Source organism: Mycoavidus sp. HKI, assembly GCF_020023735.2.
Taxonomy (GTDB): domain Bacteria; phylum Pseudomonadota; class Gammaproteobacteria; order Burkholderiales; family Burkholderiaceae; genus Mycoavidus.
Genome location: NZ_CP076444.2, coordinates 1380080 through 1395229, shown reverse-complemented (window position 1 = coordinate 1395229; position 15150 = coordinate 1380080). Strand labels below are relative to the sequence as shown.

Sequence of the window (15150 nt, the reverse complement as noted above, 5' to 3'; positions counted from 1 at the left end):
TTTACCATTGTTTAATCCAATGATGTGTATGCCGCTGCAGGCTATGACGCGTACCGCTGTGCTTACTGGCTCACGAGGGCAATCTGTTAGCCTGCTCCAGGCATTGGCGGTAGCTGGCATGGAGGCCTTTGAGTTTCCGCTGATCGAGATTTTCTCAACGAATGACCATACGCTGTTGGCTAAGGCATTTGCTGTGCTGGAGCAATATGCACTGGTTATTTTTGTGTCGCCGGCGGCGATTGAATTTGCCTCGGCTCATTTGCCGCTACAATGGCCAGCGATGGTGCCCATCGCTGTGGTCGGGCCAGGCAGTGTCCGCGCGCTTAAGCAGTACGGCATTGCCGCGCCATTACAGCGCGTCATTGCACCGGCTCAGCGGAGCGCAGACCAAGCGGTGCGATATGACTCTGAGGCGCTGGCAGCAGCCCTCGATCAAACGCTTGGCTTGGCCTCATTAAACGGGCGTAGCGTGCTGATTGTACGCGGCGACAGCGGCCGTGAATGGCTGGCTGATACCTTACGTGCAGAGGGCGCTCAGATTGAGGTGGTCAGCGCCTACCGCCGCGCGCTGCCTGTGCCTACGCTAGCTCAATGGACACGCGTACGCGCATTGCTGGCGGGTGAGCCGCATGCTTGGCTGTTGACGAGTTCGCAAGGGGTGCGTAACTTGGAGCGCTTAGCTCAAGCCCATTTAAGTGAGGCTGAGCAAAGCGCGCTGAAGCGCTCCCCGATCATTGTGCCGCACGCACGGATTGCCGAATGTGCGGATGCGGCGGGTTTTGTTACGATTACGCAATGTCACGCGGGCGATGAATCGATTGCGCGTGCTTTGCTTTTTTCCACAAGTTAGCGCTATAGGCGTATAAGCATGACTGATCATAAAAATCTGACGCAAGAAGCTTCATCGAAAGTTCCAGCAAAACCAGCCAGCGGCGCGCAGCCATTTCTTTCTGCGCCTGCGGCAACTAAGCCGCAACGCGCGGCTGGCATGCTTTGGCTTTGGTTGATCTGGTTATTGACGGTGGCCGGCGGGCTTGCTGGCGGCTACGTCTTGCACCAAAAATTTAAATCTGAAAATACCCAACTTATTGAGCGCCAACAGACCAATGAGCGCGCGTTGATTGAAGCGGGTATCAAGAGCCAGCAAGCACTTGATACGCTAGGCCAGGTGCAAATGCAATTGGTGCAGTTGACGGGCAAGTTGGACGAAACTCAAACTCGACAGCAGGCCTTGGAGAGTCTTTCGCAAAAATTGACGCAAAGCCGGGATGATTGGATGTTAGCTGAAGTCGAGCAGACCTTAGCGTTTGCCAATGAGCAGTTGCAGCTGACCGGCAATGCTCAGCGGGTTTTGGTGACACTGCACAATGCCGATACGCAATTGGCCGCCAGCACTTCACCGCGAGCGTTGGCGGTGCGTAAAGCGCTTGGGCGGGACCTGGAAGCGTTAAAAGCAACGCCGCATATTGACCTGATGGGACTTGCGCTCAAACTGGATGCGGTCTTGGCGCTGGTTGATACGTTGCCGCTGGCGGGCGAGGCGGCCGTGCCGTTAGCCGTGCCAACAGCGAATAGCGAGAGTCCGACTGAGCGCAAGCCGCCCCTGTGGCAAATTGGCTGGCAGCGTTTTAAGGCCGGCGTGATGCAGCAGCTAGCGAGTTTCGTACAAGTGCGCCGGCTTGATCATGCTGACACTTTATTCGTTGCGCCGGATCAAGGTTATTTTTTACGTGAGAATTTAAAGCTAAGGCTGTTAGCGGCACGTTTATCGCTTTTTGCGCGTAATGCGGTCCAGTTAAAAGCGGATGTGCAGGGGGTGACAGCTGCTCTGACGCGTTATTTCGATGCGGCCTCAGCGCATACGAGTAGTGCGCTTGAGTCAATCAAACAGATTGAACAAGCTTCTGCCGACGTGGCGTTACCAAGTTTAGAGGCCAGCTTGCAAGCTGTGCGTCAACAAAAAAGCGGGAGCTAAGCGATGGCAATCCGAGGGCTTTTATGGCTGGCTTTCTTATTTACGGCAGCTGTTTTGATTGCGGTGCTGGGCAGTTTGGGCACGGGGCAAGTGCTGATTATCCAGGCGCCTTACCGCATCGATATGTCGATCCATTTATTCGGCGTGATGCTGGTGGCCGCATTTATTGCATTCTACCTACTGCTCCGTTTGCTGGCTCATTTATTCCAAATGCCCGCACGTTTAGCGGCATATCGTATGCGTTTACGTGCGGCTAAGGCGCGTGATGCGCTGTCCTCTGCGGTGAGTCACCTTTTTGCTGGCCGCTTTACCCGGGCGGAAAAAGCGGCTCGTACCGCCTCTCTGAGTGTGGAAAATAAAGATGCTGCAGCGTTGATTGGCGCACGTGCTGCGCATCAACTGCATGAATATGCCCGCCGCGATGAATGGTTGGCGCAGGCCACTGCAAGTCAGTGGCAAGAAGCTAGGCTGTTGTCCAGCGCTAAAATGTGCATCGATGCGCATGATGCAGAAGGGGCTTTGGCAGCACTCAGTGAGATGCCAGCTCAAAGCGCGCGCCGTTTCTCGGCTCAGCACATTGCCCTACGTGCGCACCAACAGCTTAAGCATTGGCCACAAGTGTTACAGGTGATCAAAGCCCTCAATGCGCATGAAGCGTTGCACCCCTTCGCCAGTTCGTGGCAGCGCTTGCAGCAGGTGGCGGCAGAGCACGTTTTGCATGAATGCCGTTATGAGGCACAAGCGCTTCTTATGGGTTGGCATAGCCTGCCTCTCTCGGAACAACAGAGGCCACGCACAGCGGATTTGGCGGCGCAGCTACTGATTGCTTTAGAGCGGCATAAAGAGGCTCGGCGCATTATTGAGGAAGTGCTTGCTGAGCATTGGGATGCGTGTTTGTTACGGCGTTATATTCAATGCGCGGGCCAGGATCCTTTGCCTTTAATTCAACGAGCAGAGGCATGGCAACTTGAGCACCCAGACGACCCTGATTTGCTGTTTACGCTGGGGGGGTTGTGCCAGCAGCAAAAACTATGGGGCAAAGCGCAAGCTTTTCTGGAAACAGCATTGCGCCTTGCCAGCCGCAGCGAGGATAGCGTTATGTTGCGCGCAGAAGCGCATCGGGCGCTGGCTCGTTTGCACGAAGAGCTGGGTCAGCGTGATCAGGCGAGCGAGCACTATCGAGCCAGCGCGCTTGTGTTTGAATTGAAAATGGGGGGGTACCCTAATATTCCTTAATGAACTGTCTTCAAAATTGAACTCTCATTTTGTTGACTCGCGGCTTTGGCAGGGGAAACATATTCTTTCGGCGGAATTTTTCCGCTGAGCAGGTCATCGAAGAGCTGGCGTGAGCGGCCACGTAAATAAGGCGCGATGACTGATAAAATATGCCGGCTTGCTTGATTTAGCTCTGCGCCAATCGCGGCTTGGTCATTATATTTACGCGGATTCATGACAAATTGATAGGACAGCCAATAAGTCGCCAGCACGCACATATTGGTTGACATGGTCTCGATCTCCGCCGGCGTGGCTGCCATCTCGCCGTCAGCGACCAGCAACTCGCATAAATCCCGCGCAAAGCGCACCTTATGTTCCATAATTTGTTTGAAATGCGTCTCAAGTGTGCGATTGCGTGCCAGCAGGTCATTCAGGTCGCGGTACAGAAACCGGTAGCGCCAAAGAAAATTGGTCATATATTGTAGATAGGCCCACACTTCATCGATGGTCGTCCGATGATTTTCTGGAAAACGCAGGCGTTTCTCGATTTCTTGTTCAAACTGTGTAAAGATGCTGTTGATAATGTCATCTTTATTGCGAAAATGATAATAAAGGTTGCCCGGACTAATTTCCATTTCGTCAGCAATGGTGGTTGTCGTGACGTTGGGCTCCCCAATTTCATTAAAAAGTTTTAAAGAAAGTTCAAGAATGCGCTCACGCGTGCGGCGAGGTGGTTTTGCGTCTATCATTTTATATCCCTATTTTAAATTTAGATAAGTCTAAGAAGAGCGGCTTGGATCTATTACGGGACTATAAGCCATTATAGTGAGCTTAAGCACAGTTAGGCGGGGCCTTGTGTCGTGCTTGTACAACGAGCCTCAATGATTTTGAGGGGCGTAATGAGAACCATTATTGTGTGCGCTCATCTGCTCTACCAAGCAAGGCGTAAATTTCTGCTTGACCGACGCATAGTAGCAAGCTATCGTCCTGGGTTCTAAGTAAAAAGTGCTCTCTTATTGTAAAAAATTGTGTGTTGTGGATCTCAAAGGGCTGTTGAAAACTGGCCATTGACGCCACCGCACCATCCCTTGAGACATGAGAGAGCCTCAGTTGCTTGGGCTAGCCATAAGCTGGCCCCGAGCAAAGTACCTGATCGATTTTTACCAAAAATTGGAAATGGTGAGAAATGAGTGTAATCAATCAACGTAACGAGCAATCTTCTGCCGCCAATTCTCCAGTGTCTGAGTCAAATGCGCCTACTCTAGGTGACTCGATTGGCGCGACTGTGCTGATCCGTTCGCTTGAGCAAGAGCAGGTTAAATATATTTGGGGCTATCCCGGCGGCTCGGTTCTCTATATTTACGATGAGCTATATAAACAAGATAAGATTGCGCATATTCTAGTGCGTCATGAACAGGCCGCGGTCCATGCAGCCGATGCCTATGCGCGCGCAACCGGTAAGGTGGGTGTTTGTCTGGTCACCTCAGGGCCCGGTGTGACCAATGCCGTGACCGGCATTGCCACGGCCTATATGGATTCAGTGCCGCTGGTGATTCTCTGCGGGCAGGTACCGACCACGGCGATTGGACAAGACGCATTTCAAGAATGCGATACAGTTGGCATTACACGTCCATGCGTGAAGCACAATTTTTTGGTTAAAGATGTGCATGAGTTGGCAACGACGATATGCAAAGCCTTTTATATTGCAAGAAGCGGACGGCCTGGCCCGGTTTTAATTGATATTCCAAAAGATATCTCAAAAATGCCGTGCCGTTTTGAGTATCCGCAAAACCTTACGCTGCGCTCGTATAACCCCATTACCAAGGGCCATGCTGGCCAAATCCGCAAAGCGTTGAATCTTTTGCTGTCTGCGCAACGGCCCTATATTTACGCCGGCGGTGGCATTATTCTCGCCAATGCGTCGGCTGAGCTTAATCAATTTGCTGATTTACTCGGTTATCCGGTCACCAATACCTTGATGGGGCTAGGCGGCTTTCGTGCTTCTGATCGAAAATTTCTCGGCATGCTTGGCATGCATGGCACCTATGAAGCGAATATGGCGATGCAGCATTGTGATGTACTGATTGCCATTGGGGCGCGCTTTGATGATCGAGTGATTGGCGATCCAGCGCATTTTATGTCAGCCCCCCGCCAGATTATCCATATTGATATCGATCCTTCATCGATTGCCAAGCGAGTCAAAGTGGATATTCCGATTGTCGGCGATGTCAAAGAAATTTTGCAAGATATGCTCGGGCAATTGCAGGCCGGGCGCTTGCCGGTCAAACGCGAAGCCCTGGCTGCTTGGTGGGCGCAAATTGAGCAATGGCGCAGCATTGATTGCTTAAACTATGATCGGACAAGCGAGATCGTTAAGCCGCAATTTGTGATTGAAACCCTGTATCAACTGACCCAGGGTAATGCCTTTGTCTGTTCAGATGTAGGCCAGCATCAGATGTGGGCGGCGCAATATTACCGCTTTGATAAGCCACGCCGCTGGATCAACTCTGGCGGTCTTGGTACGATGGGGTTTGGCTTGCCGGCAGCGATGGGCGTGAAGATGGCGTATCCTGACGATGATGTGGTTTGCATCACCGGCGAAGGTTCGATCCAAATGTGCATTCAGGAGCTATCTACCTGCTTACAGCATAATACGCCGGTGAAAATTGTTTCGCTGAATAACCGCTACTTGGGCATGGTGCGTCAGTGGCAACAAGTTGAGTATAGTAAGCGTTATGCGCACTCTTATATGGAAGCCCTACCTGACTTTGTTAAGCTGGCGGAAGCGTATGGTCATGTTGGCATACGGATTGAGAAAACCGTCGATGTTGAGCCTGCTTTGAAAGAGGCATTGCGGCTAAAAGATCGTACGGTCTTTTTAGATTTTCAGACGGATCCTACCGAGAATGTTTGGCCGATGGTGCAAGCAGGTAAGGGCATTACTGAAATGTTGCTTGGCTCAGAAGACCTTTAATTTTTGTTATGAAGCACATCATTTCTATTTTGCTAGAAAACGAGCCCGGTGCATTGTCGCGTGTGGTTGGGCTTTTTTCCGCGCGCGCATACAATATCGAAACGCTCACGGTAGCGCCAACGGAAGATCCTTCGCTATCACGCATGACCTTAGTGACGGCTGGCTCGGAAGATATTGTTGAACAAATGACGAAACATCTCAACCGCTTAATTGAGGTCGTGAAGGTCATTGATTTGACGGATGGCGCGTATCTTGAGCGTGAGTTGATGCTGATCAAAGTCAGGGCAGTAGGCAAAGAGCGCGAGGAAATAAAGCGCATGGCTGAGATTTTCCGCGGCCGCATTATTGACGTAACGGATAAAACCTACACACTTGAATTAACTGGGGATAGTGGCAAGCTTGATGCCTTTATCGACAGCATTGAGCGCAGCTTGATTTTAGAAACAGTCCGTACCGGCGCTTCAGGCATTGGACGTGGCGAGCGTATTCTCAAACTTTAAATGGCTTGAAATTTTATAAGGAAATATGAATGAAAGTTTATTATGACAAAGACGCAGATCTTTCTTTAGTGAAAGGTAAAACCGTAACCATTATCGGCTACGGTTCGCAAGGCCATGCTCATGCGCTTAACCTGAACGATAGCGGGGTTAAGGTAACGGTTGGTCTGCGCCGCGATGGCGCGTCTTGGCATAAGGCTGAACAGGCTGGCTTGATGGTTAAAGAAGTGGCCGCGGCCGTACAGGGCGCGGATATTGTGATGATGTTGCTGCCTGATGAGCAGATTGGTAGCGTTTATCGGCGCGAAGTTGAGCCCAATATCAAAGCGGGCGCAGCCCTGGCCTTTGCGCATGGTTTTAGTATTCATTATGGGCAGGTGGTGCCGCGCGCTGACCTAGATGTGATTATGATTGCGCCTAAAGCGCCAGGCCATACGGTACGCTCAACTTATACTCAAGGCGGCGGCGTCCCTCATTTAATCGCGGTGGCGCAGAATCAATCGGGACTGGCGCGTGAGTTAGCATTGTCCTATGCAGTCGCCAATGGCGGTGGGCGCGCAGGCATTATTGAAACGAATTTCCGTGAAGAAACTGAAACCGATCTATTCGGTGAGCAGGCCGTTTTATGTGGCGGCACGGTTGAATTGATCAAGGCGGGTTTTGAAACTTTGGTCGAAGCCGGTTATGCTCCGGAAATGGCTTATTTTGAATGTCTGCATGAACTTAAGCTGATCGTTGATTTGATCTATGAAGGCGGGATTGCGAATATGAATTATTCGATCTCGAATAATGCGGAATATGGCGAATATGTTACCGGCCCCCGCATTGTGACTGAAAAAACCAAAGATGAGATGCGCAAAGTGCTGCAAGATATTCAGAGTGGCGAATATGCAAAAAGCTTTATCACTGAGCATCTGACAGGCGCGCCTACGCTGATTTCGCGGCGGCGTTTAAATGCTGAGCATCAAATTGAGCAAGTGGGTGGCAAATTACGCTCAATGATGCCTTGGATTACGAAAAATAAGCTGGTTGACCAATCAAAAAATTAAACGACATATATGAACTATCCTCACCCAATTATTGCCCGCGAAGGCTGGCCTTTTTTGTTATTTATCGCGGTTTTGACGCTCGTCGTGCAAATCTTTGCCGGTTTTGCGTGGTCTTGGCCATTTTGGCTGCTGACCGTATTTGTGGTGCAATTTTTCCGCGATCCGCCCCGCCCGATTCCAAGCCAAGCTAATGCTGTGCTCAGTCCAGCTGATGGCCGCGTGGTGGCGGTGCAAACTTGCCGCGACCCCTACGCTGAGCGTGAAGCATTGATGATTAGTGTATTTATGAATGTTTTCAATGCCCATTCGCAGCGCTCGCCGGTCGATGGCGTGGTTAAAAGAGCGGCTTATTTTCCTGGGGCATTTTTCAATGCAGCGCTGGATAAATCCTCGCTTGAGAATGAGCGTAATGCGTTGGTGATCGAAACAGAGGCAGGACAAACCGTGACTGCGGTTCAGGTCGCCGGACTCGTGGCGCGCCGGATCCTGTGCTATGTGACGACGAATGAGTCTGTTAAGCGCGGTCAACGTTACGGTTTTATCCGCTTTGGCTCGCGGGTTGATGTGTATCTGCCGCTTGGCAGCCGCCCAAAAGTTGCGATTGGTGAGAAAGTGTTTGCTACTTCGACTATTCTGGCTGAATTTGAGTCTTGAAGAAATCGACCAAGCGTCCCCTACCTAACCTAGGGACTTGTGGCACGCCCCAAGTCCCTGGCCCAAAGGTATCGCATAACCTGAAATGTTAGATCAGCTGCGCTTTTTTAAAGGAATTTGAATGTCTGCTTCCAAGCTGCGCCGCGTACGTCAAAACGGTACGTTTTTGCCGCGCTCGCTTCGCCGTCAAGCCGAAGGTGAGGTTGATAATGAAGATACGCTAAGGGTTGAGCGTCAAAGGCGCTTACGCAAACGGGGCATCTATTTGTTACCGAATGCATTTACCACGGCGGCGCTTTTTTGTGGATTTTTTGCCATTGTGCAGGCGATGAATCAGCAATTTGAAATGGCTGCGATTGCGATTTTTGCAGCTATGGTGCTCGATGGGATGGATGGCCGGGTGGCGCGTATGACAAAAACGCAAAGTGCCTTTGGTGAGCAATATGACAGCATATCCGATATGGTGTCATTTGGCGTGGCGCCTGCGTTAGTCATGTATGAATGGGCCTTAAAGGATTTAGGGCGTTGGGGTTGGCTCGCGGCCTTTGTCTATTGTGCGGGCTCGGCATTACGCTTAGCGCGCTTTAATACCAACCTGAATAAAATCGACAGCCGTTTTTTCCAAGGTTTACCAAGCCCCGCCGCGGCTGCCTTGATTGCGGGTTTTGTCTGGCTGGTGATTGATAACCGGATTCCGATGAAGCTCAGTTGGCTGCCTTGGGTGGCTTTTACGTTGACGCTTTATGCCGGCATCACAATGGTCTCAAATGCGCCGTTTTACAGCGGCAAAACCCTGGATATCCGATATCGCGTGCCATTTGGGGTGATTTTGTTGGTGGTGCTGGCTTTTGTGCTGGTGTCGTCCGACCCACCAATTATGTTGTTTGGCTTATTTGTTCTGTATGGGCTTTCAGGCTATGTCTTCTGGGTAATTCGTATGCTGCGTGGTAAGTTCAATCCAAGCACCAAAGACCGGCAACCTTCAGAAAAGAGTGATACAGAGTGAGCTGTTAGGCTCGGCTTAATTTTGGCTTTTTGCCGGTTCTTTTACAGAACGAGCGAATAAAAGCCCTCCTATACTTGACTAAATTCCTAGGTTATTTATACTTGACAAAGATAGTCAGGTTATTGAGTGTACTTAGTGAGTGCAGTGCATAGAAATAGTTAGGCTACTGAACCTAATTTGATCACTTTGTCCGCTTTGATGTTTTTGCTTACCTATGAGACTTACGACAAAAGGCCGTTTCGCTGTGACCGCCATGCTAGATTTAGCGTTACACCGCGCCAAAGGCCCTGTTACGCTTGCCGTCATTAGCGAGCGGCAACGCATTTCGCTGTCGTATCTTGAGCAATTATTTAGCAAGCTGCGTCGGCATGGCATTGTTGAGAGTGTGCGTGGGCCAGGTGGCGGCTATAAACTTGGCCGGCAAGTTGCAGAAATTACAGTCGCAGATATCGTTATTGCAGCTGATGAAGCGCTTGATGCGACACGCTGCGGTGGCAAAGGTAGCTGCGATCATGCCTCTCATCAAGAAGGACATTGCATGACGCATAGATTATGGTCGACATTGAATCAAAGAATGCGTGAGTACCTTGATTCAGTATCACTACAAGATTTGGTGGCTCAGCAGTTTATGTCTGCTGAGCCTCGCTTGACCGTATTACGTGACCAGCGTGTCAGTACGATGGATATAATTTAAGGTTTTCGGAGTCATTAATGAAAAACGTTCTTCCCCGCCTTCCGATCTATCTGGATTACAGCGCGACTACGCCTGTTGATCCTCGGGTTGCGGACAAAATGATCCCTTATTTGTGCGAGCATTTCGGCAATCCGGCTTCGCGCAGCCATTCTTATGGTTGGACGGCGGAGCAAGCGGTAGAAGACGCGCGTGCGCAAGTGGCGGCCTTGGCCAATTGCGATCCTCGTGAAATTGTTTGGACTTCGGGTGCGACTGAGTCGAACAACCTGGCTATAAAAGGCGCTGCGCATTTCTATCAAAGCAAAGGTAAGCATATTATTACCGTTAAAACCGAGCACAAAGCTGTGCTGGATACCTGTCGTGAGCTTGAGCGACAAGGTTTTGAGGTGACTTATCTTGAGGTTTTAGAAAACGGCTTGTTGGATCTTGATGTCTTTAAGCAAGCGCTTCGTCCCGATACGATCTTAGTTTCGGTGATGATGGTCAATAATGAAATCGGTGTGATCCAAGATATTGAGCAAATCGGTGAGATTTGTCGCGATAAAGGCATTATTTTTCATGTGGATGCAGCGCAAGCGGCAGGTAAGGTGGGGATTGATCTAGCCCGCTTAAAGGTTGATTTGATGTCTTTTTCTGCGCATAAGGCGTATGGCCCTAAAGGCATTGGCGCGATGTATATTCGCCGCAAACCGCGCGTGCGCATCGAAGCGCAGATGCACGGCGGCGGTCATGAGCGGGGCATGCGCTCAGGCACTTTGCCGACGCACCAGATTGTCGGCATGGGCGAAGCTTTTCGCCTAGCTCATGCAGAAATGGACGCTGACACTAAGCATGCGCGTGCGCTTTATGACAGACTGCTGCAGGGTCTAAGTAAAATGGAAGAAGTGTATGTAAACGGCGATACACAGCAGCGCGTGCCTCACAATCTGAACATTAGCTTTAATTTTGTTGAGGGCGAATCGTTGATTATGGCGGTCAAGGATATCGCCGTATCATCTGGCTCTGCTTGTACCTCGGCCTCGCTTGAGCCTTCTTATGTATTGCGTGCGCTTGGGCGTAATGATGAACTGGCGCACAGTTCAATTCGGTTTTCTGTAGGGCGCTTTACGACGTTACAGGAAATGGATTACGTGATCCGTTTGATGGAAAGTAAAATTGCTAAGTTGCGCGATTTGTCGCCATTGTGGGAAATGCACCAAGCAGGGGTCGATCTGAATTCGATCGTCTGGGCAGCACATTGACGGCGGCTAGAGCCGATTCGATAAACGATTTGCGCTTCGCCTAAAGTGGTATGCAGTATGTAACTTGGCTGAAATTAGCTGAGTCAATAAAAGGTTTTTTTTGGAGTTAGATCATGGCATACAGTGATAAGGTACTCGATCATTACGAGAATCCCCGTAACGTTGGGTCATTTGATAAAAGCGGGGACGGCATTGGCACTGGCATGGTGGGTGCGCCGGCCTGTGGGGATGTGATGAAGCTGCAAATTCGAGTGGGCGCTGACGGCGTGATTGAAGATGCAAAGTTTAAGACCTATGGCTGTGGCTCAGCGATTGCCTCAAGCTCGCTGGTGACTGAATGGGTTAAAGGTAAGACGCTTGATCAGGCGTTGACAATCAAGAACACGCACATTGCTGAAGAATTGGCGCTGCCGCCAGTGAAGATTCATTGTTCGATTCTGGCCGAAGACGCGATTAAAGCTGCCGTGAAAGATTATCAAGAGCGTCATGGCAAAGTGGCTGAGCTGACTGCACCTGAGCAAGCGGCTTAATTTTAGAAGGCAAATAAGCAGGGCGACACGCCCTACATTTTTCTGAGTGAAGATGGCCATTACGTTGACTGAAAAAGCGGCGCAGCATGTGGAAAAATATTTGCTACGCCGTGGTAAAGGGGTTGGCTTGCGCTTGGGCGTGCGTACGACGGGCTGTTCTGGGCTTGCGTATAAGCTTGAATATGTGGATGCGCTGGCGCCAGAAGACCAAGTATTTGAAAGTTATGGCATAAAAGTCGTAGTTGACCCAAAGAGCCTGGCTTACATTGACGGTACTGAATTGGACTTTGCACGGGAGGGCTTGAATGAAGGTTTCAAATTCAAGAATCCAAATGTCAAAGATGAATGTGGGTGCGGTGAATCATTCCGAATTTAAAACAGCAGCGGCAACCAATCTAGCATCTGAGCGTAGCGCTGATTTATGCTAGTTTTTTGTCGTTAGCTAAGAGCTTGGCGGCTTAATTTCCATGTCATCTTTAAGCAGTACTCATTTCGAATTATTTGGCTTGCCTACAAGTTTCATAATTGATGACGATAAACTTGCTAGTGCTTATCGTACGGTGCAGGCGCATACTCACCCGGATCGTTTCGCAGCGGATTCTGAGGCTCAAAAGCGGGTTGCCTTGCAATGGGCGACGCGGGCTAACGATGCCTATCGCACATTAAAAGATCCATTGCGACGGGCGATTTATGTATTGCAGTTACGCGGTATTGAAACGCAGGCCGAGAATAACACCGTGATGGCAAGCGCCTTTCTAATGCTACAGCTAGAATGGCGCGAATCTATTGAAGCCGCAAAACTAGAAAAAAATCTGCCGGAGCTTGAGGTGTTGCTCGATACATTGCAAGCCGCGCGCACGACGCGTTTTGCAAAACTCGCGAGTCTGTTTAAGACTCAGATGGATCAAGCCGCGGCTGATGTGGTGCGCGAATTGATGTTTATCGAACGCGTCGTCCACGAAGCGCAGGCTCAGATTGAAAAACTTGAATACATGTAAAAGGCAATCTGATGGCTCTATTACAAATTTCCGAACCCGGTCTAGCGCCAGCACCTCATGAGCGGCGGCTGGCGGTTGGCATTGATCTTGGCACAACCCATTCATTAGTTGCTGCGGTGCGTAATGGCGTGTCCGAGGTACTGCCTGATCTGGACGGGGCGTTATTATTGCCCTCCGTGGTGCGCTATCTAGCAACGGGTAAACCGCAGCTCGGCCGATTGGCCAAGGAACAGGCCGCACTTGACCCTAAAAATACGATTGTTTCGGTCAAGCGTTTAATGGGCCGTGGCAAAGCAGAAATAGAAAATACGGCGCACGTGCCGTATGACTTGGTTGATGCGCCTGGCATGGTGCAAATCAAAACGGTAGCTGGCGTCAAAAGCCCGGTCGAAGTCTCGGCTGAAATTCTTGCCGCCTTGCAGCAACGTGCACAAGCCTCGCTCGGGGGCGAGCTGGTTGGCGCAGTGATTACGGTGCCGGCTTATTTTGATGAGGCGCAACGGCAAGCCACCAAAGATGCGGCCGAGCTTGCCGGCCTTAACGTCTTGCGCTTGCTCAATGAACCCACTGCCGCCGCAATTGCCTATGGTCTTGAGAGTGGCGCGCAAGGAATCTATGCGGTCTATGATCTAGGTGGCGGCACCTTTGACTTGTCGATTCTTCAGTTGACGCAAGGCGTATTTGAGGTACTGGCCACCGGTGGCGACTCAATGCTGGGCGGCGACGATTTTGACCAGGCATTATTGGAATATGTGCTGGCCAAAGCGGCGCCAGACACACCAACATTAACTGCTGGCGATAAGCGACTGTTGCTGGATGCTGCGCGTAGCGCGAAAGAAGCGTTATCGAGTGCACCACAAACCCGTATTGATCTTCTGCTCTCAAATGGCGTACGGATCGCCGTGACGGTGAGCGAGGCCGAGTTTGCTGAACTCGTTCAGCCGCTCGTACAGCGGACCTTAGTGACCATGCGCAAAACTTTGCGCGATGCGCAGATTGCGGCAAAAGATGTGCAAGGCATTGTGTTAGTCGGTGGCGCCACGCGGATGCCAGTGGTTTGCCGCGCGGTTGAACTGTTTTTTGGGCAGCCAGTGCTCACCGGCATTGATCCGGACCAAGTGGTGGCGCTGGGGGCCGCGATTCAAGCGGATCTGTTAGCGGGTAACCGGCGTGATGAGGATGATTGGCTGCTGCTGGATGTGATTCCGCTCTCGCTCGGAGTGGAAACGATGGGTGGCTTGGTGGAAAAAATTATTCCACGTAACTCGGCCATTCCGGTGGCGCGAGCGCAAGAGTTTACAACCTTCAAAGATGGCCAGACGGCAATGTCGATCCATGTTGTGCAGGGCGAGCGTGAACTCGTGGCAGATTGCCGCTCGCTGGCGCGCTTTGAGTTGCGTGGGATCCCGCCAATGACAGCTGGCGCTGCGCGGATTCAAGTAAGCTATCAAGTGGATGCCGATGGTTTATTGTCCGTGTTTGCGCGTGAGATGCAATCCGGTGTGGCTGCTTCAGTCATAGTTAAGCCCTCATACGGCTTAAGCGATGAAGAGATCGGTCGCATGCTTGATGACAGTTTCCAAGCGGCCAATATCGATAAACATGCGCGTGCATTGCGCGAACTACAAGTCGACGCTGAACGGTTATTGGCCGCAACAGCAAGCGCTTTAGCCCGCGATGCAGATTTGCTCAGTGCGGCAGAGCGAGCAACCATTGATACCGCCACAAAAGCGCTGCAGGAAGTCAAAAATGGCGCGCACAGCGATGTCCTTGAGCGCGCCATTGAGGTTTTAGCAGCCGCCACCGATGAATTTGCCGCACGGCGCATGAACCAAAATATCCGCACGGCGCTTGCTGGCCGCAAAGTGGATGAGCTGACTGAACAATAAAATTACTCTTAATCGAAACTGGAACACTAGATGCCTCAGGTCATTGTATTACCTCATCTCGAATTATGCCCAGAGGGCGCCGTCATTGACGCGGTACCCGGGAAAAGTATTTGCGATACATTGCTTGAAAACGGGGTTGAGATCGAGCACGCCTGCGAAAAATCGTGCGCGTGTACAACCTGTCATGTGGTTGTGCGTGAAGGCTTTAATAAGCTTGGCCGTCCCGATGAAATTGAAGAAGATTTACTCGATATGGCATGGGGTCTAGAAGCCACTTCACGCTTATCGTGCCAAGCGCTTATCCCGGCCGATGCTGACGCTAATATTGTGGTTGAAATTCCACGTTATACAATTAATCATGCAAAAGAAAAGCATTGAGAGCATATGTGCTGTCGTCTGCTATGTTAAAATCTATGGATAGGCAGCTT

The 15150-nt window shown here is 50.8% G+C and carries 15 protein-coding genes and 1 pseudogene; 15 read left to right on the top strand and 1 reads right to left on the bottom strand.

The features are described from left to right. The first annotated feature begins 28 nt into the window (after positions 1-28). The 3 genes from KMZ15_RS05530 to KMZ15_RS05520 are packed head-to-tail and all read left to right on the top strand — an operon-like array spanning position 29 to position 3211. Positions 29-850: a uroporphyrinogen-III synthase gene (locus KMZ15_RS05530; RefSeq protein ID WP_258134736.1), complete on the top strand. Its 822-nt coding sequence runs from the start codon at positions 29-31 to the stop codon at positions 848-850. Positions 851-868: 18 nt separating this feature from the next. Further along, positions 869-1975, top strand: coding sequence for a uroporphyrinogen-III C-methyltransferase (locus tag KMZ15_RS05525; RefSeq protein WP_223691431.1), 1107 nt, complete (start codon positions 869-871; stop codon positions 1973-1975). Positions 1976-1978: 3 nt separating this feature from the next. Then, a complete protein-coding gene (locus KMZ15_RS05520; protein ID WP_223691430.1) occupies positions 1979-3211 on the top strand; it encodes a heme biosynthesis HemY N-terminal domain-containing protein in 1233 nt (410 codons plus the stop codon). Here KMZ15_RS05520 and KMZ15_RS05515 read toward each other — a convergent pair. Next, on the bottom strand, positions 3208-3936 hold the full coding sequence (locus KMZ15_RS05515; RefSeq protein ID WP_223694721.1) for a TetR/AcrR family transcriptional regulator: 729 nt from the start codon (positions 3934-3936) through the stop codon (positions 3208-3210). The two genes, KMZ15_RS05520 and KMZ15_RS05515, sit on opposite strands and share 4 nt — an antisense overlap. A gap of 440 nt (positions 3937-4376) precedes the next feature. On the opposite strand from KMZ15_RS05515, the gene KMZ15_RS05510 reads away from it, so the two are divergent. The 12 genes and pseudogenes from KMZ15_RS05510 (at position 4377) to fdx (ending at position 15100) form a co-directional block, all read left to right on the top strand. After that, a complete protein-coding gene (locus tag KMZ15_RS05510; RefSeq protein WP_223691429.1) occupies positions 4377-6164 on the top strand; it encodes an acetolactate synthase 3 catalytic subunit in 1788 nt (595 codons plus the stop codon). A gap of 8 nt (positions 6165-6172) precedes the next feature. Next, the gene (ilvN, locus tag KMZ15_RS05505; RefSeq protein WP_223691428.1) at positions 6173-6664 is read left to right on the top strand and encodes an acetolactate synthase small subunit; all 492 of its coding nucleotides are present in this window, start codon (positions 6173-6175) and stop codon (positions 6662-6664) included. A 29-nt stretch (positions 6665-6693) separates the two neighbouring features. Further along, positions 6694-7710, top strand: a complete 1017-nt coding sequence (ilvC, locus tag KMZ15_RS05500; RefSeq protein WP_223691421.1) for a ketol-acid reductoisomerase — start codon at positions 6694-6696, stop codon at positions 7708-7710. A gap of 9 nt (positions 7711-7719) precedes the next feature. Continuing rightward, the gene (locus tag KMZ15_RS05495) at positions 7720-8364 is read left to right on the top strand and encodes a phosphatidylserine decarboxylase (protein WP_223691419.1); all 645 of its coding nucleotides are present in this window, start codon (positions 7720-7722) and stop codon (positions 8362-8364) included. A 121-nt stretch (positions 8365-8485) separates the two neighbouring features. Beyond that, positions 8486-9370, top strand: coding sequence for a CDP-diacylglycerol--serine O-phosphatidyltransferase (gene pssA, locus KMZ15_RS05490; protein WP_223691417.1), 885 nt, complete (start codon positions 8486-8488; stop codon positions 9368-9370). Between the two features lie 214 nt (positions 9371-9584). Further along, a pseudogene (gene iscR, locus KMZ15_RS05485) lies at positions 9585-10040 on the top strand (Fe-S cluster assembly transcriptional regulator IscR); the annotation flags it as partial. Between the two features lie 41 nt (positions 10041-10081). Beyond that, positions 10082-11305, top strand: coding sequence for an IscS subfamily cysteine desulfurase (locus tag KMZ15_RS05480; RefSeq protein WP_223691416.1), 1224 nt, complete (start codon positions 10082-10084; stop codon positions 11303-11305). A gap of 113 nt (positions 11306-11418) precedes the next feature. After that, complete coding sequence (gene iscU, locus KMZ15_RS05475) at positions 11419-11835, top strand: Fe-S cluster assembly scaffold IscU (protein WP_223691414.1); 417 nt, start codon at positions 11419-11421, stop codon at positions 11833-11835. Between the two features lie 52 nt (positions 11836-11887). Beyond that, entirely contained in the window at positions 11888-12211 is a 324-nt protein-coding gene (gene iscA / locus KMZ15_RS05470) for an iron-sulfur cluster assembly protein IscA (RefSeq protein WP_223691412.1), read from the top strand. Positions 12212-12302: 91 nt separating this feature from the next. Further along, positions 12303-12833 carry a Fe-S protein assembly co-chaperone HscB gene (gene hscB, locus KMZ15_RS05465; RefSeq protein ID WP_223691407.1) on the top strand — a complete coding sequence of 177 codons (531 nt, stop codon included), beginning with the start codon at positions 12303-12305 and terminating at the stop codon, positions 12831-12833. 11 nt (positions 12834-12844) lie between these two features. After that, the gene (gene hscA / locus KMZ15_RS05460) at positions 12845-14722 is read left to right on the top strand and encodes a Fe-S protein assembly chaperone HscA (protein WP_223691405.1); all 1878 of its coding nucleotides are present in this window, start codon (positions 12845-12847) and stop codon (positions 14720-14722) included. A gap of 30 nt (positions 14723-14752) precedes the next feature. Then, entirely contained in the window at positions 14753-15100 is a 348-nt protein-coding gene (fdx, locus tag KMZ15_RS05455; RefSeq protein WP_223691403.1) for an ISC system 2Fe-2S type ferredoxin, read from the top strand. Positions 15101-15150 lie beyond the last annotated feature (50 nt).